The sequence below is a fragment of the Xanthomonas sp. MUS 060 genome (assembly GCF_000963215.1).
GTDB lineage: Bacteria > Pseudomonadota > Gammaproteobacteria > Xanthomonadales > Xanthomonadaceae > Xanthomonas_A.
Genome location: NZ_JZIM01000001.1, coordinates 529,063 through 548,345, shown reverse-complemented (window position 1 = coordinate 548,345; position 19,283 = coordinate 529,063). Strand labels below are relative to the sequence as shown.

The 19,283-nt window shown below is 59.8% G+C and carries 14 protein-coding genes and 1 pseudogene; all 15 read left to right on the top strand.

The features are described 5' to 3' along the window. Positions 1-162 precede the first annotated feature (162 nt). The 15 genes and pseudogenes from XANALMUS060_RS02480 (at position 163) to XANALMUS060_RS02415 (ending at position 19,281) form a co-directional block, all read left to right on the top strand. Positions 163-2,391: a methyl-accepting chemotaxis protein gene (locus XANALMUS060_RS02480; protein WP_045736967.1), complete on the top strand. Its 2,229-nt coding sequence runs from the start codon at positions 163-165 to the stop codon at positions 2,389-2,391. Between the two features lie 272 nt (positions 2,392-2,663). Further along, entirely contained in the window at positions 2,664-3,428 is a 765-nt protein-coding gene (locus XANALMUS060_RS02475) for a transporter (protein ID WP_045736966.1), read from the top strand. Positions 3,429-3,817: 389 nt separating this feature from the next. Next, positions 3,818-4,870, top strand: a complete 1,053-nt coding sequence (locus XANALMUS060_RS21730) for an MCP four helix bundle domain-containing protein (protein ID WP_052688075.1) — start codon at positions 3,818-3,820, stop codon at positions 4,868-4,870. Further along, a complete protein-coding gene (locus XANALMUS060_RS20925; protein ID WP_162484717.1) occupies positions 4,794-5,066 on the top strand; it encodes a methyl-accepting chemotaxis protein in 273 nt (90 codons plus the stop codon). The genes XANALMUS060_RS21730 and XANALMUS060_RS20925 overlap by 77 nt, the downstream gene beginning before the upstream one ends. 34 nt (positions 5,067-5,100) lie before the next feature. Further along, positions 5,101-7,142, top strand: a pseudogene (locus XANALMUS060_RS02465) (methyl-accepting chemotaxis protein); the annotation flags it as partial. Positions 7,143-7,307: 165 nt separating this feature from the next. Next, positions 7,308-7,523 (top strand): hypothetical protein, encoded by a 216-nt coding sequence (locus XANALMUS060_RS21110; RefSeq protein WP_200894000.1) that lies wholly within the window; start codon positions 7,308-7,310, stop codon positions 7,521-7,523. Between the two features lie 308 nt (positions 7,524-7,831). After that, on the top strand, positions 7,832-8,188 hold the full coding sequence (locus tag XANALMUS060_RS21725; protein ID WP_045736965.1) for a hypothetical protein: 357 nt from the start codon (positions 7,832-7,834) through the stop codon (positions 8,186-8,188). 541 nt (positions 8,189-8,729) lie between these two features. Further along, positions 8,730-11,513, top strand: a complete 2,784-nt coding sequence (locus tag XANALMUS060_RS02450; protein WP_045736963.1) for a methyl-accepting chemotaxis protein — start codon at positions 8,730-8,732, stop codon at positions 11,511-11,513. A gap of 447 nt (positions 11,514-11,960) precedes the next feature. Further along, positions 11,961-12,755, top strand: coding sequence for a flagellar brake protein (locus tag XANALMUS060_RS02445; RefSeq protein ID WP_045736962.1), 795 nt, complete (start codon positions 11,961-11,963; stop codon positions 12,753-12,755). A gap of 108 nt (positions 12,756-12,863) precedes the next feature. After that, positions 12,864-13,358, top strand: a complete 495-nt coding sequence (locus XANALMUS060_RS02440) for a chemotaxis protein CheW (protein WP_045727403.1) — start codon at positions 12,864-12,866, stop codon at positions 13,356-13,358. Between the two features lie 179 nt (positions 13,359-13,537). Beyond that, positions 13,538-13,918: a hypothetical protein gene (locus XANALMUS060_RS02435; RefSeq protein ID WP_045727402.1), complete on the top strand. Its 381-nt coding sequence runs from the start codon at positions 13,538-13,540 to the stop codon at positions 13,916-13,918. A 100-nt stretch (positions 13,919-14,018) separates the two neighbouring features. After that, positions 14,019-16,379: a methyl-accepting chemotaxis protein gene (locus tag XANALMUS060_RS02430; RefSeq protein ID WP_045736961.1), complete on the top strand. Its 2,361-nt coding sequence runs from the start codon at positions 14,019-14,021 to the stop codon at positions 16,377-16,379. A 363-nt stretch (positions 16,380-16,742) separates the two neighbouring features. Then, the gene (locus XANALMUS060_RS02425) at positions 16,743-17,609 is read left to right on the top strand and encodes a CheR family methyltransferase (protein WP_045727400.1); all 867 of its coding nucleotides are present in this window, start codon (positions 16,743-16,745) and stop codon (positions 17,607-17,609) included. Beyond that, positions 17,606-18,208, top strand: a complete 603-nt coding sequence (gene cheD / locus XANALMUS060_RS02420; protein WP_045736960.1) for a chemoreceptor glutamine deamidase CheD — start codon at positions 17,606-17,608, stop codon at positions 18,206-18,208. Before XANALMUS060_RS02425 ends, cheD begins: the two co-directional genes overlap by 4 nt. Then, positions 18,205-19,281 carry a chemotaxis response regulator protein-glutamate methylesterase gene (locus XANALMUS060_RS02415; RefSeq protein WP_045736959.1) on the top strand — a complete coding sequence of 359 codons (1,077 nt, stop codon included), beginning with the start codon at positions 18,205-18,207 and terminating at the stop codon, positions 19,279-19,281. The genes cheD and XANALMUS060_RS02415 overlap by 4 nt, the downstream gene beginning before the upstream one ends. Positions 19,282-19,283: the final 2 nt, after the last annotated feature.

Here is a 19,283-nt window from a genome sequence, read left to right as displayed (position 1 = left end):
AGAATTTTTAATAGTCAAAACCTATCGAAACAATATTAACTATTGATTTTAGGATATCAATAGTTTGCCGCTATATATTTCAGGGCGCTATCTGCTCGCATGCCTCACCACGCGACATGCCGCTCCAACCTCCGAACGTTCTCTAACTTCCGAGACTCCACGATGAACATCAAGAATCTCAGTCTTTCCGCCCAACTCGCGCTCAGTTTCTGCACCATCGTTCTGGTGACGGTGATCATCGGCACGATCAGTTTGAGCAGTCTTTCTTCGCTCAACACCGCTGCCGACATGAACGATCACACGTACAAAGTGCTGGCGACCGGGGAGATGATGAGGACCAACGCCCTCAACGTGGAAACCGGAGCGCGGGGTTACTTGCTATCGGGCGACAAGCAGCACCTGCAGCCCTTCACCAACGGCCTGGCCGGTTTCGAACAGAGCTTCAAGGATGCCAAGCACCTGACTTCGGACAACCCAAAACAGCAGGCGCGTCTGGAACAGCTGCATACGTCTTTTGAAGCGTTGATCGCTGCGGAGAGGCAGATCATCGACTTGCGCGAGCGCTCCACCGATACGGGGCAGATCACATCCGTGTTCCGTGAAGCCCGTGACCGCCAGGCCATGGAATCGATCCGTAACCTGCTCGGTGCGTTTTCCGATGAAGAACGCCGCTTGCTGGAAAAGCGCAGCGAGACCCTGGTGACTGTGCGCGCGCAGAACAAGTGGTCCGTCCTGTTGGGCAATCTGCTGGTGATCGTGGCCTCAATCGTCATGGCCATCCTGATCCGTCGGCAATTGCTCAAGCGGCTCGGCACCGCGATCGGTGTGGCCGATGCCATCGCCAGGGGCAAGCTCGACAATACGATCGATCTGCGCCGCAAAGACGAAGCCGGCATCCTGCTGCTCAGCATGGACAAGATGCAGAGCCAGTTGCAGGCCGTCCTCGCCGCGCAGGCCGAGATGGCCCAGCGTCACGATGCCGGACAGATCAGCTATCGCATGGACGAGCAAGCCTTCCCGGGCGATTACGGTCGCATGGTCCACGACAGCAATGCGCTGGTCGCCTCTCACATCACAGTCAAGATGCGTCTGGCGCAGATCATGGGCCGCTACGCCATCGGCGACCTGTCCGAGGACATGGATCGCCTGCCCGGCGAGAAGGCGGTCATTAGCGACACCATGGACAAGGTCAAGCAGAACCTGACCGCCATGAATCATGAGATCAAGCACCTGGCCGGCGCCGCCGCCGCGGGCGATTTCAGCGTGCGCGGCGAGGCAGAGCGCTTCCAGTACGATTTCCGCGCCATGGTCGAGAGCCTCAACCAATTAATGGCCACCGCCGACGGCAACCTGCAGGCACTGTCCCAATTGCTGAAATCCATCGCCGCTGGTGATCTCACCGCACGTATGCACGGCGATTTCCAGGGCGTGTTCGCCACCATGCGCGACGACGCCAATGCGACCACCGAACAGTTGGCCTCCATTGTCGGTCGCATCCAGACTGCGGCGGTCAGCATCAACTCCGCCGCGAGTGAAATCGCCACCGGTAACGACGATCTATCGCGCCGCACCGAACAGCAGGCCGCCAGCCTGGAAGAAACCGCCGCTTCGATGGAAGAGTTGACCTCCACCGTCAAGCAGAACGCCGAACACGCCCGGCAGGCCAATCAGCTCGCCGCGGGTGCTGCCAGCGTCGCGTCCCAGGGCGGCGCCGTGGTCGGCCAGGTGGTGCAGACGATGACCGGCATCGAAGCCTCGTCCAAGAAAATCGCCGACATCATCAGCGTCATCGATGGCATCGCTTTCCAGACCAATATCCTGGCCTTGAATGCAGCCGTGGAAGCGGCGCGTGCCGGTGAACAAGGCCGCGGTTTCGCCGTGGTCGCCAGCGAAGTGCGTACCCTCGCCCAGCGTTCGGCCAACGCCGCCAAGGAGATCAAGGACCTGATCGACGACTCGGTCAGCCGCGTCACCGAAGGCTCGGCGCTGGTCGATCAAGCGGGCAAGACCATGCAGGAAATCGTCGCCTCGGTGCAGCGCGTCACCGACATCATGGGCGAAATCTCCTCTGCGTCGCAGGAACAGTCTGCCGGCATCGAGCAGGTCAATCAGACCGTGACGCAGATGGACGAGAGCACACAGCAAAACGCCGCCCTGGTCGAGGAAGCCACCGCTGCGGCACGCTCCATGGAAGATCAGGCAGTCCAGTTGAGTCAGGCCGTGGCGCTGTTCAAACTCGATAACGCAACGACTGCCACTACCGCCCGCCCGGCAAACGTCCAATATCTCGCTCCCACCACCGTCACCGCCAAGCGCAAGCCTGCGACAACCAGCGCAGCCCCAATTCGCACCACCGCGCATGCGGACAACGCCCAGTGGCAGGAGTTCTGAGCGGAGATTGCAAGGTGCGTCGCGAGGAGGCGACGCACCAGTTTTCTTCTGCAACAACCACCTTGCCAGGAAATCGGCAAGCGCACGCATCGCGCAAGGCATGCGGGCTCAACCTGGATGTGTGGCATCAGGTTGATCGAGCAAGCAGGTTGAGCTTGGATCTAGAAAAGACACCACAACGATGCTGGGTAATCTCAGCACTCACGCTTCCTGATACAGGAGGCCATCTCTCAAGTTATCGGTGTTCGGCTCAGAACACCAAAAGGATCGCAATGAAATCCGTTGCTTCTATCGGGTGCCTTATCTTGTCCTGCGTCGCCAACATGGCCTACGCCGAACAAGCACCGATCGTCACCGATCGCCCAGATTTCGTCGAATCCAGCCTCACCGCCGGAGATCGCCGCCTGCAAGTGGAAACCGGCATCGCTTGGGAAAAGGCTGGCGCAGAGGATGGCTACACGACACCGACCTTGTTCCGCTATGGCATCGGTCAAACCTGGGAATTGCGCCTGGAAACCGACGGCTGGCAGTACATTGATGTGCCGATTGGCGGTGATGTCTTTGGACTCTCCGACATCTCGTTGGGGCTGAAGCATCACTTGGCTGGCACCGATGCCGACAACGTGTCTTTGGCCTGGCTGCTGCATGTCGATCTGCCCAGCGGCACACGCAAGCTGCGTGGTAGCAGCGCCCGACCCTCGTTGCGCCTGGTCGCCGAATGGACGCTCAGCGACAGCATTTCGGTCGGGGCAATGCCCGGTGTGATCCGCGAAGAAGATGAACACGGACACCAGTACACGGCTGGCATTTTCGGCGTGGTGCTAGGTAAGGCTTGGAACGAACGCTACCGTTCGTTCGTGGAATTGGCATTTCCACAGATCGCTCACAGCGACGACGGCGGTACCGTCGCAATGCTCGATGTCGGATCGGCCTGGTTGGTCACACAGGACGTGCAACTGGACCTGCTGTACAGCCACGGTCTCAACGACCGCTCACCAGATCACACATTGAGTGCAGGTGTGTCGTTCCGTTTCTGAGTTGGCAATGTAGATGAAAATTGCATCTGTGTAGGTGAGCTGGCTACAGATGCAACAACCGCAACGCGCCCAACAGCCGCAACGCGCACCAGCCCAAGCAGGAGCCCACTATATCGATTGCGCTAGCGATCAGCATTGCCGCCGTCGCGAACGACATCACACGATGTCAGGAATTACCTTACGACCAAAGCAGCATCGGATTACACGACCTTCCGCCGATACTTGATCACAAGAGCAGAAGCCAGCGTCGAACAAAAACGACATTGCGTTCTTCTTCATTGCCTGACTGGCAAGCGTCACCGCCTAAGTCATACATCTGTCGAAACCTGCAAGGACGCAGCAGAACCTGGGCACACCCCAGGCATTTCAGTTAAAAGAAGAGGTCGATCATGAGTTCGTTCCTGCAACGCTACAACGTCGGCCATCGGCTCGGAGGTGCTTTCGGCCTACTGATCCTATTGTCGTGCCTGCTAGTCGCGGGGGGATTGCTGTCCATGTCGAATGCCCGGCGCGAATTGGACAACATCGTGAAGGTGAATTTCGAAAAATCCCGGATCAGCAACGGCATGCTCGATGCCAATTCCAGCATCCTAGTCGCCCTGGGCACGTTGGCGATGGTCACCAGGGAAGAGCTGAATGCGCCGGCATTGGCCGCGATCAAGGAAAACCGCCAGCGCTATAACGATCTGCGCAAAGAACTCGATACCTTCCCCGCAGACAACGAACGCGTGGTGAAGCTACGCGCGGATATCGATGCCGGACGCGACGCGTCGCGTGCAATGAATAATCAGGTCATCGAGCTCTCTCTCGCAGACCGAAATGCCGAAGCGCAGACCTTATTGAGCGAGCGCGCGCGACCAACCACTCAGGCATGGCAGTCGAAGATCCGCGAAAACGCACAATTGCAGGAAGCGCAGATGAAAGTCGCCTACGCCAACAAATCCCGGATCAGCAACGGCATGCTCGATGCCAATTCCAGCATCCTAGTCGCCCTGGGCACGTTGGCGATGGTCACCAGGGAAGAGCTGAATGCGCCGGCATTGGCCGCGATCAAGGAAAACCGCCAGCGCTATAACGATCTGCGCAAAGAACTCGATACCTTCCCCGCAGACAACGAACGCGTGGTGAAGCTACGCGCGGATATCGATGCCGGACGCGACGCGTCGCGTGCAATGAATAATCAGGTCATCGAGCTCTCTCTCGCAGACCGAAATGCCGAAGCGCAGACCTTATTGAGCGAGCGCGCGCGACCAACCACTCAGGCATGGCAGTCGAAGATCCGCGAAAACGCACAATTGCAGGAAGCGCAGATGAAAGTCGCCTACGCCAACGCGGGCGAGTCAGGCGATGGCCAATGGTCGCAACATGCTCATTGCCGGTGGCGTGGCGGTACTGGTCATCAGCAGTCTGCTGGCCTGGGCGATCACCCGCAGCCTCACTGAACCGCTCAACCGCGCCACCCGCGCCGCCGAGGCCATCGCCAACGGCCGCCTGGACAACCACGTCGCCACCGACGCACGCGATGAACCCGGCCGGTCAGGCGATGGCCAATGGTCGCAACATGCTCATTGCCGGTGGCGTGGCGGTACTGGTCATCAGCAGTCTGCTGGCCTGGGCGATCACCCGCAGCCTCACTGAACCGCTCAACCGCGCCACCCGCGCCGCCGAGGCCATCGCCAACGGCCGCCTGGACAACCACGTCGCCACCGACGCACGCGATGAACCCGGCCGCCTGCCTGTTGGTCGCCATGGACGTCATGCAGCAACAGTTGCAGCGTTTCTCCAGCGAAACCGCGCGCATGATCGAACTGCATGCCGACAAGGATATGAGTCATCGCATGCCCATCGATTTCCCCGGCGTCTACGGCGAGCTGAGCAAGGGCATCAACACCATGATGTTCGAGCATCTCGATGCCATCGTCGATGCCATCGCCGTGCTCAACGAATATGCCAACTTGGTCGCCATGGACGTCATGCAGCAACAGTTGCAGCGTTTCTCCAGCGAAACCGCGCGCATGATCGAACTGCATGCCGACAAGGATATGAGTCATCGCATGCCCATCGATTTCCCCGGCGTCTACGGCGAGCTGAGCAAGGGCATCAACACCATGATGTTCGAGCATCTCGATGCCATCGTCGATGCCATCGCCGTGCTCAACGAATATGCCAACGGCGACCTGCGCCGCGACGCACGTCGCCTGCCCGGCAGCCGGGCGGTACTGCACGAATCCATGGATGCGGCCAAGGCCAGCCTGCTGGCGATCAACACCGAAATCAAACGGCTGGCCGCCGCCGCCGCCGCTGGCGACTTCAGTGCCCGTGGCAAGGCCGAGCAGTTCCAGCACGATTTCCGGCTGATGGTGCAGGACCTCAATGCCATGATGCAGGTCAGCGACAGTAACCTGGGCAAACTCTCGGCACTGCTGCAGTCCATCGCCGCTGGCGATCTCACCGCACGTATGCACGGCGACTTCCAGGGCGTATTCGCTCAGATGCGCGACGACGCCAATACCACCGCCGACCAATTGACCAATATCGTCGGCCGCATCCAGACCGCCGCGACGAGTATCAAGACCTCAATGCCATGATGCAGGTCAGCGACAGTAACCTGGGCAAACTCTCGGCACTGCTGCAGTCCATCGCCGCTGGCGATCTCACCGCACGTATGCACGGCGACTTCCAGGGCGTATTCGCTCAGATGCGCGACGACGCCAATACCACCGCCGACCAATTGACCAATATCGTCGGCCGCATCCAGACCGCCGCGACGAGTATCAATGCTTGCTGCCTCCAGCGAAATCGCCACCGGCAACGACGACCTATCGCGCCGCACCGAGCAGCAGGCCGCCAGCCTGGAGGAAACCGCCGCCTCGATGGAAGAACTGACCTCCACCGTCAAACAGAATGCCGAAAACGCGCGTCAGGCCAACCAGCTTGCCATCGGTGCCGCCTCGGTTGCCTCGCAAGGCGGTGCCGTGGTCGGTCAAGTGGTTCAGACCATGAACGGCATCGAGACCTCCTCGAAGAAAATCGCCGACATCATCAGCGTCATCGACGGCATCGCGTTCCAGACCAATATCCTGGCCCTGAATGCGGCGGTGGAAGCGGCGCGTGCCGGCGAACAAGGCCGCGGTTTCGCCGTGGTCGCCAGCGAAGTACGTACCCTCGCCCAGCGTTCGGCCAGTGCCGCCAAGGAGATCAAGGACCTGATCGACGATTCGGTCGGCCGCAAACGCGCGTCAGGCCAACCAGCTTGCCATCGGTGCCGCCTCGGTTGCCTCGCAAGGCGGTGCCGTGGTCGGTCAAGTGGTTCAGACCATGAACGGCATCGAGACCTCCTCGAAGAAAATCGCCGACATCATCAGCGTCATCGACGGCATCGCGTTCCAGACCAATATCCTGGCCCTGAATGCGGCGGTGGAAGCGGCGCGTGCCGGCGAACAAGGCCGCGGTTTCGCCGTGGTCGCCAGCGAAGTACGTACCCTCGCCCAGCGTTCGGCCAGTGCCGCCAAGGAGATCAAGGACCTGATCGACGATTCGGTCGGCCGCGTCACCGAAGGCTCGGCGTTGGTCGACCAGGCCGGCAAGACCATGGAGGAGATCGTCGCCTCGGTGAAGCGGGTCACCGACATCATGAGCGAAATCTCCGCTGCCTCGCAGGAACAATCCGCTGGCATCGAGCAGGTCAACCAGACCGTGAACCAAATGGACGAAGCTCGGTGAAGCGGGTCACCGACATCATGAGCGAAATCTCCGCTGCCTCGCAGGAACAATCCGCTGGCATCGAGCAGGTCAACCAGACCGTGAACCAAATGGACGAAGCCACCCACCCAGCAGAACGCCGCACTGGTCGAGGAAGCCACCGCCGCCGCACGTTCCATGGAAGAACAGGCAGGAGAGCTCACCAATACCGTGGCACTGTTCAAGATCGACAGCACCGGAGCGGCTACCGCCCCACGCCGACCGAGCGGCGTCGCGTCAAAGGCGATGACGCAGGCAGCCAAGCCCCCATACAAGACGCCTGCCCGTGTCGCACATCGGCCCACCAAGCAGGTTGCACTCGCAGGTGAAGACAAGCAGTGGCAGGAGTTCTGATCCAGTTGGTCGTCATGCCGACGACGGCATGACGCTCCACCTGGCAATACGGCGATTACGACAACAGCGTCCTTCCACCAGGACAACCACCACAGTATTTCCCCATACTGTGGTGGATGACACCAGCATCACATGTCGGTAGAACGTCCGTTTTACGCAACGCAGCACCAGCTCTCGGCTAGAAACTGCGGCGATGGGATTCTCGGCACTGTTAACCCGCGCAAGGGGGCTATGCTCGCGCCGCCATACTTCCGAGCAACCATACGCCTTCGCATGCTCTCGCGACACGCCCATCGCTCACTGCGCGCATGCGCATCGACTGCGGCACGCCATCCCTAACGCGGATTAACTCCGCCGCCGTCACAGGTTCAGAATTTGTCCAGTTTGCCGTTAGGGAGACCGCGGATAACGCTGACTTGGTCGAGGAAGCCACCGCCGCCGCACGTTCCATGGAAGAACAGGCAGGAGAGCTCACCAATACCGTGGCACTGTTCAAGATCGACAGCACCGGAGCGGCTACCGCCCCACGCCGACCGAGCGGCGTCGCGTCAAAGGCGATGACGCAGGCAGCCAAGCCCCCATACAAGACGCCTGCCCGTGTCGCACATCGGCCCACCAAGCAGGTTGCACTCGCAGGTGAAGACAAGCAGTGGCAGGAGTTCTGATCCAGTTGGTCGTCATGCCGACGACGGCATGACGCTCCACCTGGCAATACGGCGATTACGACAACAGCGTCCTTCCACCAGGACAACCACCACAGTATTTCCCCATACTGTGGTGGATGACACCAGCATCACATGTCGGTAGAACGTCCGTTTTACGCAACGCAGCACCAGCTCTCGGCTAGAAACTGCGGCGATGGGATTCTCGGCACTGTTAACCCGCGCAAGGGGGCTATGCTCGCGCCGCCATACTTCCGAGCAACCATACGCCTTCGCATGCTCTCGCGACACGCCCATCGCTCACTGCGCGCATGCGCATCGACTGCGGCACGCCATCCCTAACGCGGATTAACTCCGCCGCCGTCACAGGTTCAGAATTTGTCCAGTTTGCCGTTAGGGAGACCGCGGATAACGCTGACTGCGGCTGGAATGCCCTCGTAACCTGCTTGGATATGCCGATGAACCGGCTCCAGTCCTTGTACGGTGCTTGTGATCTGAGGCTTATCGCATGTGTTTTTTCGTAAAAGCCAAGAGATCTCTTGCAATGACGACGTCACGCCTCACCACGATTACGACATTGATCGGCTCGGACCGCCATCCGCTATTACGGACCTGGCAAGACCTTCCTATCGCCCGCAAACTGAGTCTGGTCGGCATTCTGGCGCTGATCGGCCTGGCGATTCCATTGATTCTCTACACCAGCACTCTCAACGAGAACGTACAGGTCAGCCGCGATGAACTGCGCAGCTATGCTCCGCTGCGGCAGATGCTGGGGTTGCTGGATGCACTGCAAGCCGAGCAGACCAAGAGCGGTGCCGATGCGAGCAAAGCCGCACAAAGTACGGATGAATCCTTACGCGAACTGCAGCATACCCTGGCAGAGATGGAGGGATTCGAGCAAACGAGCAAGGAGCTGAAGCTCCTGGAGCAAACGTTGCAGACGCGACGCAACGATACCATCGCCGAGTCTAAACAAGCAGCCGATGCCTTGGATGCCCTGCGCGACGAAAGCAGATTGGTCTATACACCTTATGTGGAAAGCTATCACTTGGTGGTCGCCAGCTTGATCGATGCGCCCAACACCAGCGAGACACTCACGCGTCTGGAAGCACTAGAAGATCCTTCCAAGGCAAGCGGCGACGCCTCCTTGCTAAAGGCACAAATCGGAGAACTCGAGCACGACCACGCAAGGTTCCAACATGAACTGAAGAAAGCGATCGGCCTACTCGAACAGCCGAATCCGGCGCTAGCGCAGGCTGAGGCGAAAGAAGCGCAAGTGGCCGAGCAGGCCTTACCCAAACTCGAAGAAGCGCTCAACAGCAAGACAGCCGATGCCGACCAGCAGTGGAACCAAGCATTGCATGGCTGGGACGAAGCCATGCGTGCATTAAGCATCACCTCCTTGCAAGCCTTACAAGAACAGTCGCAACGGCATCTGGATGCATCGCGTCAAGCGATGTGGGGTGCGATTGCCGGTTTGAGCCTGCTGACCCTGCTGATTGCAGCGGTATGGATAAAAACCTTGAGTGCGCTAACGCGGAATGTACGACGTGCCGCAACTGTCGCCGCAGATATCGCCGAAGGTCGCATGGACGCCGAAATCACGATTCCTAGCCGAGACGAAAGCGGACAACTGCTCGCCTACATGCAACGCATGCAACAGCAGTTGCGTGATGTTCTTGCCGCACAGGCAGAAATGGCCAAGCGCCACGATGCTGGGCAGATCAGCTACCGCATGGACGCCCATGCCTTCCCAGGCGATTACGGCCGCATGGTCCACGACAGCAACGCGCTGGTAGGCGCGCATGTCACGGTCAAAACCTTGAGTGCGCTAACGCGGAATGTACGACGTGCCGCAACTGTCGCCGCAGATATCGCCGAAGGTCGCATGGACGCCGAAATCACGATTCCTAGCCGAGACGAAAGCGGACAACTGCTCGCCTACATGCAACGCATGCAACAGCAGTTGCGTGATGTTCTTGCCGCACAGGCAGAAATGGCCAAGCGCCACGATGCTGGGCAGATCAGCTACCGCATGGACGCCCATGCCTTCCCAGGCGATTACGGCCGCATGGTCCACGACAGCAACGCGCTGGTAGGCGCGCATGTCACGGTCAAAATGCGCATGGCGCAAATCATGGGTCGCTACGCTATCGGCGATCTGTCAGAAGACATGGACCGCCTCCCAGGTGAAAAAGCGGTACTCACCGATACCATGGATAAGGTCAAGCAGAACCTGAACGCCATGAATCAGGAGATCAAGCATCTGGCTGGCGCCGCAGCCGCTGGCGATTTCAGCGTGCGTGGCGAAGCAGAACGCTTCCAGTACGACTTCCGCGCCATGGTCGAGAGCCTCAACCAGTTGATGGGCACCGCCGACGGCAACCTGCAGGCGCTGTCGAAATTACTGAAAGCGATCGCAGCCGGCGATCTCACCGCACGCATGCACGGCGAGTTCCAGGGTGTGTTCGCCGCCATGCGCGACGATGCCAATGCCACCACCGCACAGTTGGCGGCCATGGTCGGCCGCATTCAGAACGCGGCGCTCAGCATCAACGCTGCCTCCACTGAAATCGCCACCGGTAACGACGACCTGTCCCACCGCACCGAGCAGCAGGCTGCAAGCCTGGAGGAAACCGCCGCTTCGATGGAAGAACTGACTTCCACCGTCAAACAGAACGCGGAAAACGCGCGGCAAGCCAATCAGTTGGCAGTCGGTGCCACCTCGGTCGCCTCGCAAGGTGGTGCGGTGGTCAGCAAGGTGGTGCAGACCATGAGCGGCATCGAAGCCTCGTCCAAGAAAATCGCCGACATCATCAGTGTCATCGACGGCATCGCCTTCCAGACCAATATCCTGGCCTTGAATGCGGCGGTGGAAGCCGCGCGTGCCGGCGAACAAGGCCGCGGTTTCGCCGTTGTGGCCAGCGAAGTGCGCACCTTGGCCCAGCGCTCGGCCAATGCGGCCAAGGAGATCAAGGGACTGATCGACGACTCAGTCGGCCGCGTCGCCGAGGGCTCCACGCTAGTCGAGCAGGCCGGCAAGACCATGCAGGAGATCGTCGCCTCGGTACAACGCGTCACCGACATCATGGGCGAAATTGCCGCCGCCTCGCAGGAACAATCTGCCGGCATCGAACAGGTGAACCGGACCGTTGCGCAGATGGACGAGAGCACGCAACAGAACGCCGCCCTGGTGGAGGAAGCAACAGCCGCCGCACGCTCCATGGAAGAACAGGCTGGCCAGTTGAGCCAGGCTGTGTCGCTGTTCAAGATTACGGCGACTCCGGCCAGGCCACAGATGCGTGCCACTGCCGAAGCAATGTGCTAACTCGGCTGAAGGCAAGCGCAACCACGACCCTGCTTACACCGTGTCGTGTGCATGCTAGCACCGCCAATCACGCAGATGATCGACTACATAGACCGGGCCATCCCATCGGATGCCCGGCTCGTGGAGACAGACAGCGCCATTAGGTGCGATGGAAAGCTAAGCAGCCAACGCAGCATCGGCCGCAACCTACCAAATGCTCACGCCCCGCCAGCACTACCCATATAACGCGCTCGATCTACAAAAACGCCATACTCAGCCGATAACATCCCTATGGCAGTCAAAAATGCGCCGTCCCACCCTACTAGAGCACGCACTTCCCACCATGGCCGAAGGTAATTCCAGCGATGCCCCCCTCCCGTCTTCGCCGGAAGAGGAGGAGACGGACGATCGCTTCATGCTCACCAAAAAATGCGCCGTCCCACCCTACTAGAGCACGCACTTCCCACCATGGCCGAAGGTAATTCCAGCGATGCCCCCCTCCCGTCTTCGCCGGAAGAGGAGGAGACGGACGATCGCTTCATGCTCACCAACAAGCGACAGATTCGCCAGTTGCTGCACTCCTTGATCAACCAACGATCACAGGTCAGCGCACACCTGAGCGGCCGCGACCAGTCTTTCTCGACCGCACTGCTGGCTCTGGACGAGGACAGCTTATTGCTGGATCTCAGCGTCAACGATGCCTGCAACCAAGCAGCCGAACAGGCGCAATACCTGTTGTGCTTCGCTCAGTTGGACAAAGTGCGTGTGCGTTTTCGCGTCCAGAACCAGGAACGGGTCGAGGTGGATGGCATCGGCGGATTCCGCGCCCCACTGCCCGACTCGCTCTATTACCTGCAACGCCGCGAGCATTTCCGCCTTGAAACACCGGTGACCGAATCACCGATGTGCATCCTGCGCCTGGACGAAGCCAACCCGGAAACTGAACTGTTACTGCGCGTGCTGGACATCAGCAACGGCGGTCTTGCGGTCGCGCTCTCCATGACCATTGCACCGAATCAATCGCTACCGGAGTTGCAACAGAGCTACAAGGGCTGCGAGTTGCAATTACCCGACACCCCTGCGATCCGACTGACCCTGGAAGTCTGCAATATGTACACCTCCAAGCTGGCCAACGGGCAGGAAACGCTAAGGCTCGGGGTGCGCTTTGTCGACCTGCCGCGCGGCGCGGATGCGGCGATCCAACGGTACATTTTCCGCATCGAGCGCCAACGCAACGCCCGCAAGAGCGGCACGCTGCCCTGAATGGGCGGCACAGCATCGCTAAAGTTCTGGTGCAGCACGCCGATCTACGGATAAGTCACGATTCCATTTCCCCGCCCACCGCAATCCCGTGCGCACCAGGAGCACACGATGAACGAAAAAAATACCTCCAACTCCGGCGCCACAGGCGGCGAATTTCTCAGCTTCACGCTCGGTGAAGAGCACTACGGCGTTGATATTCTGAAAGTACAGGAAATCCGCGGTTACGATTCGGTCACCCGGGTCCCCGATGCGCCGGAGTACATCAAGGGCGTTATCAACCTGCGCGGCACCATCGTCCCGGTGATCGACCTGCGGCTGAAGCTGCGACTCAAGGAAGCGCGCTACGATGCCTTCACCGTCATGATCGTGCTCAACGTCGTGGACCGTGTGGTCGGTATCGTCGTGGATAGCGTCTCGGACGTGATTCCACTGAACGAAGAACAGATCCGTCCGACTCCAGAGTTCGGTGCAGCGGTAGACACCCGCTTCATCTCCGGCATCGGCACTCAAGACGACCGGATGTTGATCCTGCTGGACATCGAAACCCTACTGGACAGCGCCGAATTCGGCCAGCACATACAGCATATCGAGGAAGCTGCCTGATCCATCAAGCAGCCGTTCCAGCCTCCCCCACTCCGACCCGCCGCAATGGCGGGTTTTCATTTGAAGTGCGAACTGCATATCATTTGAGTGAATCAAGTTCATAGAAAAGTGGCCGATAGCTGAAGAGTGGCTGACTCATATCACCATTACTTCATCCATCGCCCTCAAGGAATCGTTCTATGAAATCGAACCTGCCGCTGCTTTTGGTCCTTCTACTCGCCGCCAGCCCCAGCGCCTTCGCCCAATCTCAGCAGATGATTCCGCCGGAAATGGCGACCAAGTTCGTCGGCAAGGACGGCATGGTCTGCGGCAAGGTCGAGAAGGCCAAATATGCGCAGAATTCCGAGGGCGAACCCACTTTTCTGTACATGGGCGGCATGTTTCCACGTCACACCTTTTCCGCACGGATCGCTGGCGCTGATCGCAGCAAGTTCAGCTTTCCGCCGGAAGCCTTGGAAGGCAAGGATGTGTGCGTGATCGGCAAGATCGAACGCGACAGCTCGCGCGCGGAAATCCAAGTCAGCGCTCCCTCTAGCCTGAAGTTGGCAACCATCAAATAACCACTGCGCATCACCGTGCTGGTGCCTTTGGCCATCCAGCACGGTGTGCTATCGCTGTCTTTACCTTCGCAGTGGCTGTCAACACAAGGGAAACGCGCTAATGCAGTGGATAAAAAATCTCAAGCTGATGCCAAAATTGATGCTGGCATTCGGCATCGTACTGGCCCTGATGCTGATTCAGGGACTGACAGCCTACAGTGGACTGAACTCGCTCAATCATCAGACCAAGAACCTTTCCAGTTCGGTAGTGCCCAGCGTGCGTATCGGTGGCGAAATGCGCGCAATCCTCGGCGATTACCGTAGCGCTGCGTATCAAAGTCTGATCCGCAGCAGCGACGCGGTAAAGAAAGAATCCCAGACGCGTAAAATCGCTCTGAAAAAGCAGATGGACGAGATCATCGCCCAGTATCCGAAAAAAATCAGCACAGCGCAGGAAAGAGTAGCCTACGAGCGCCTGGTGAAGGACTGGAAAAAGGCAATCGCGTCCTATGGTTCCGTGGACGAAATGTTGCAGCTCGACCTGCGCGATGACGCAATCGACACCTTCACCAGCGAAACCAGCCTTCTGGACAATAAGGTGACCGATGACCTGATCGCGTTGATCGCCGAGAACGACCGCCAGTCCAAAGTCGCGGCAGACAATGCCGGCAGCACCTATGGCAAGGCGTCGGCAATGCTGCTGGTGTGCCTGCTGATTGGCATCGGCAGTGCGGTCTCCCTGGCGTTCCTGTTCGGAAAGCTACTGGCCAACAGCGTGCGTGGTGCGGTCAAGGTGGCCAACGAAGTCGCTGGCGGCAAGCTCGACGGACATATCGACGCCAGCAGTCAGGACGAAGTCGGCGAACTGATGCAAGCACTCCAGCGTATGCAGCATGACCTGCGCGCGCGCATCGAACACGATGCCGCGGCATCCGCCGAGAACCTGCGCATCCGCACCGCTCTGGACAACTCCTCTACTGGCGTGTTCATCGCCGACCTGGACTACAGCATCGTCTACGCCAATCCGTCGATGCAGAGCATCACCGACAAGTACGCTGACGAGATCCGCTCGGTCGCGCCGGCGTTCGACTCCAAACTGCCACTGGTTGGCTCCTCGGTCTCGGTGATCGAGTATGGCAACCAGGTCGATCCCAGAACCGCGGCGGAGATCGAACACAAAGGCGTGGTCGAACGCGAGATGGCCTATGGCGATGCACGCATTGCCCAGATCATCACCTCCATCCGCGATGGACACGGCAACCATATCGGCTATGTGTGCGAATCGCGTGATCGCACGCTCGAGGCGCAAGTCGAACGGGAAGTAGCGACGATCGTGCAGGCCGCAGGCGCCGGCGACCTGTCCGGGCGTATCACCATCGACGGCAAGCAGGGCTTCTTCTTGATGTTGGCCGAGCAACTCAACGGTCTACTGCAGGCCAACGGCGATAGCATCGGCGAAGTATCCAAGCTGCTGACTGCACTATCGCAGGGCGATCTGACCATCCGCATGCAAGGCGAGTTCCACGGGGTGTTCGCCACGATGCGCGACGACGCCAACGCCACCGCCGAACAGTTATCGAGCATCATCAGCGGCATCCAACATGTGGCGAACGCGATCAACGGCGCCGCCGGGGAAATCGCAACTGGCAACAACGACCTGTCGCGCCGCACCGAGCAACAGGCGTCGGACCTGGAAGAAACCGCCGCCTCCATGGAAGAGCTGACCTCTACCGTCAAGCAGAATGCCGAGCATGCGCGCCAGGCCAACCAATTGGCGGTCGGCGCTGCCTCGGTTGCGTCGCAGGGCGGCGAGGTGGTCGGACAGGTCGTGAGCACGATGAGCGGCATCGAGACGTCCTCGAAGAAGATCGCCGACATCATCGGCGTCATCGACAGCATCGCCTTCCAGACCAATATCCTGGCGCTCAACGCCGCAGTGGAAGCGGCCCGGGCCGGCGAACAGGGCCGCGGCTTCGCGGTCGTCGCTAGCGAAGTGCGCACCCTGGCGCAGCGCTCGGCCAGCGCCGCCAAGGAAATCAAAGGCTTGATCGATGCCTCGGTGAGCCAAGTCTCGAATGGTTCGGCGCTGGTGCGCCAAGCCGGTCAGACCATGAACGAAATCGTGGCCTCGGTGCAGCGGGTCACCGACATCATGAGCGAGATCGCCTCTGCCTCGCAGGAACAGTCTGCCGGGATCGATCAGGTCAGCCAGACTGTCAGCCAGATGGACGAAGCCACCCAGCAGAACGCGGCGCTGGTGGAAGAAGCCAAGGCTGCCGCGCACTCGATGGAAGAACAGGCAGGCCAACTGATCGAATCGGTCTCGATTTTCCGAGTGGCACGATCGACGCCAGACATGCATCGCCCGTCCTCACCACAACACGTGGCAAGGACACACACAAAAATGCAGTCCAAAAAGAAGCCTGGAGCAACCGCACCAAGCAAGCTAGCCAAGGTCGCGCGCTCCTCGATGCCTGAATAATTCATAAAATTCAGACTGGGAAAAACGTTAATCACGGCTCCACCCATCACCGTCATCCCGATCCCCGGCCCCAGCGTCTGGGATCTTTGCCATTTGGCTTCACCGCATTCGCCAAGCGCGACCGGCATGTCACGCGCGAGGTGGACGAGCACTGATGGCTGAAGGATCACACCCAAAATCTTCTCATCTGAGACACTGCGTTCCTCATATCACCCACCACACTGCAATCGCCTCTGGAAGAGCAGCAATGGCAGGCGCTAGGATCGATACGTACCAGGTGATGGGCAACACACTGCCTGGGAGACGGGTCAATTTTTTCGAGTCCTCGCCGATATATCTGTAGACCGACTACCGCTGAGACCTATGGCCACTCCGATCTCTGCTCCGCCGCCCCCCGGTTTCGATAACCGCGACTTCGAATTCAGTGATCGTGATTTCAAGCGTGTCTGCGACCTGATCTACCAGAAGGCAGGCATTGCCTTGGCTCCAGCCAAGCGCGACATGGTGTATGGCCGGCTTTCGCGACGCCTGCGCACGCTGGGGCTGCGCTCGTTCCGCGACTACCTGGACTGGCTCGAACGCGAAGGCGGCGATGAATGGGAGGCATTCACCAATGCGCTGACCACCAACCTGACCTCGTTCTTCCGCGAACCACACCATTTCGAACGGCTGAACGAGGAACTGAAAAAACATGCCGCTTCGGCACCGCTGAAGATTTGGTCCTGCGCCGCATCCACCGGCGAAGAACCCTATTCGCTGGCGATCACTGCTTGCGAGGCATTCGGAACGCTGACCCCTCCGGTACGGATCCTGGCCACCGATGTAGACACCCAGGTGCTGGCGACCGCCTCGCGCGGCGTCTATGCGCTCGAGCGTATCGCGAGCCTGGACCCGGCGATCAAGCGCAAGTATTTCCAGCGTGGCAGCGGCGCCAACGAAGGCCAATGCCGGGTGATCCCTGCCCTGCGCGATCTGCTCGAATTCCGCCAATTGAATCTGCTGGAACCGCGCTACGACGTCGCAGGGCCGTATCTTGCTCTGTTTTGCCGCAACGTGATGATCTACTTCGACAAGCCGACTCAGCGCGGCATCTTGTCGCGACTGACACCGCATCTGGACGCCGCCGGCATGCTCTACACCGGCCATTCGGAGAATTATCTACACGCCGCAGACCTGATCCAACCCTGCGGTCGCACCCTGTATCGCGCGGGCAATAAGGCTCACACATGAGTACCGCCACCATGTCTATGGACCAGGTGATGCGGTATCACGATACCCGCTTCAAGACGACGGCAGCCAAACTGTTGCCGACGCAATATCTCGTCGTGGACGATGACACCGCGCTGACAACCATCCTGGGATCCTGCGTTGCGGCGTGCATCCGTGATCCCGTGCTCAAAATCGGCGGCATGAACCACTTCATGTTGCCGGACGGCCAGAGCGGCGATGGCGCTCCGGCACGTTACGGCAGCTACGCCATGGAAATGCTGATCAACGACCTGCTCAAGCGCGGTGCCGCCCGCAGCCGGCTGGAAGCCAAGGTGTTCGGCGGTGGCAATGTGCTCAAGGGATTCACCAATAATCCGGTGGGTACCCGTAACTCGGATTTCGTACTGAACTACCTCAAAGCCGAACACATACCGGTGATCGCCGAGGATCTACGTGGCATCCATCCGCGTAAAATCTGGTTCTTTCCTGCCACCGGTCGCGTTGTCGTACAGCGTCTGCCACACGCACACGAAGAAGCAGAAGTCGCCGCCGCCGAATCGGCCGTGCGCGCCCGTCTCGCCAAAGCTCCTGTCACCGGAGCCGTGGAGTTGTTCGAATGAATTTAGAAGCCCCTTGCCGTGTGCTGATCGTCGACGACTCCGCCGTCGTGCGACAAATCCTCACGGAAATTCTCTCGCGCGCCCCTGGCATCGAAGTGGTCGGTTCAGCTGCCGACCCATTGCTGGCACGCGAAAAAATCAAACGCCTGAATCCGGACGTGATCACGCTGGACGTGGAAATGCCACGAATGGATGGGCTGGCGTTCCTGGAAAACCTGATGCGGTTGCGGCCCACACCCGTGGTGATGATCTCCTCGCTCACCGAGCACGGTGCCGACACCACATTGCAGGCGCTCTCCCTGGGTGCGGTGGACTTTGTCTCCAAGCCAAAACTCGACGTGGCACGCGGCCTGGAAGAGTACGCCGAGGAGATCATCGGCAAAGTCAAAGCCGCGTCCAAGGCCAAGGTGCGTGCGCTGGACCGCGCAAACATACCGAAACCAGCCGGTACTGCGGCGGTGACGCCCACCACCCCGTCGTCACTGAAGTTCCGTACCACCGACCGATTGATCGCCATCGGTGCGTCCGCCGGTGGCACCGAAGCGCTACGCGTGGTTCTGGAAGGCATGCCCGCCGACGCACCCGCCGTGGTGATGACTCAACACTTGCCTGCCGGCTTCAGCACCGCCTTCGCCGATCGCCTCAACCGTCATTCGGCCATGGCGGTACGTGAAGCCAGCGAAGGCGAAGCGATTTTGCCCGGACATGCCTATTTGCCCCCCGGTGGCAAGCATCTGCAAGTGATCCGCGATGGTGCACGTTGGCGCTGCAAAATCGACGACGGCCCGCCAGTCAACCGGCATAAACCTGCAGTGGACGTGCTGTTCCAGTCGGTGGCGCGCAACGCCGGCGCCAATGCGATTGGCGCGATCCTCACCGGCATGGGCGACGATGGCGCACGCGGACTGCTCGAAATGCTACAGGCAGGCGCCAGCACCCTTGTCCAAGACGAGGCGACCAGCGTCGTCTGGGGCATGCCCGGCGCCGCCTTCCGACTTGGCGCTGCGCAGGAAGTGCTGCCATTGCACAAGATCGCAGAGCGACTGATCGCGCTGTCCGTACAGGCGCGCTAGTA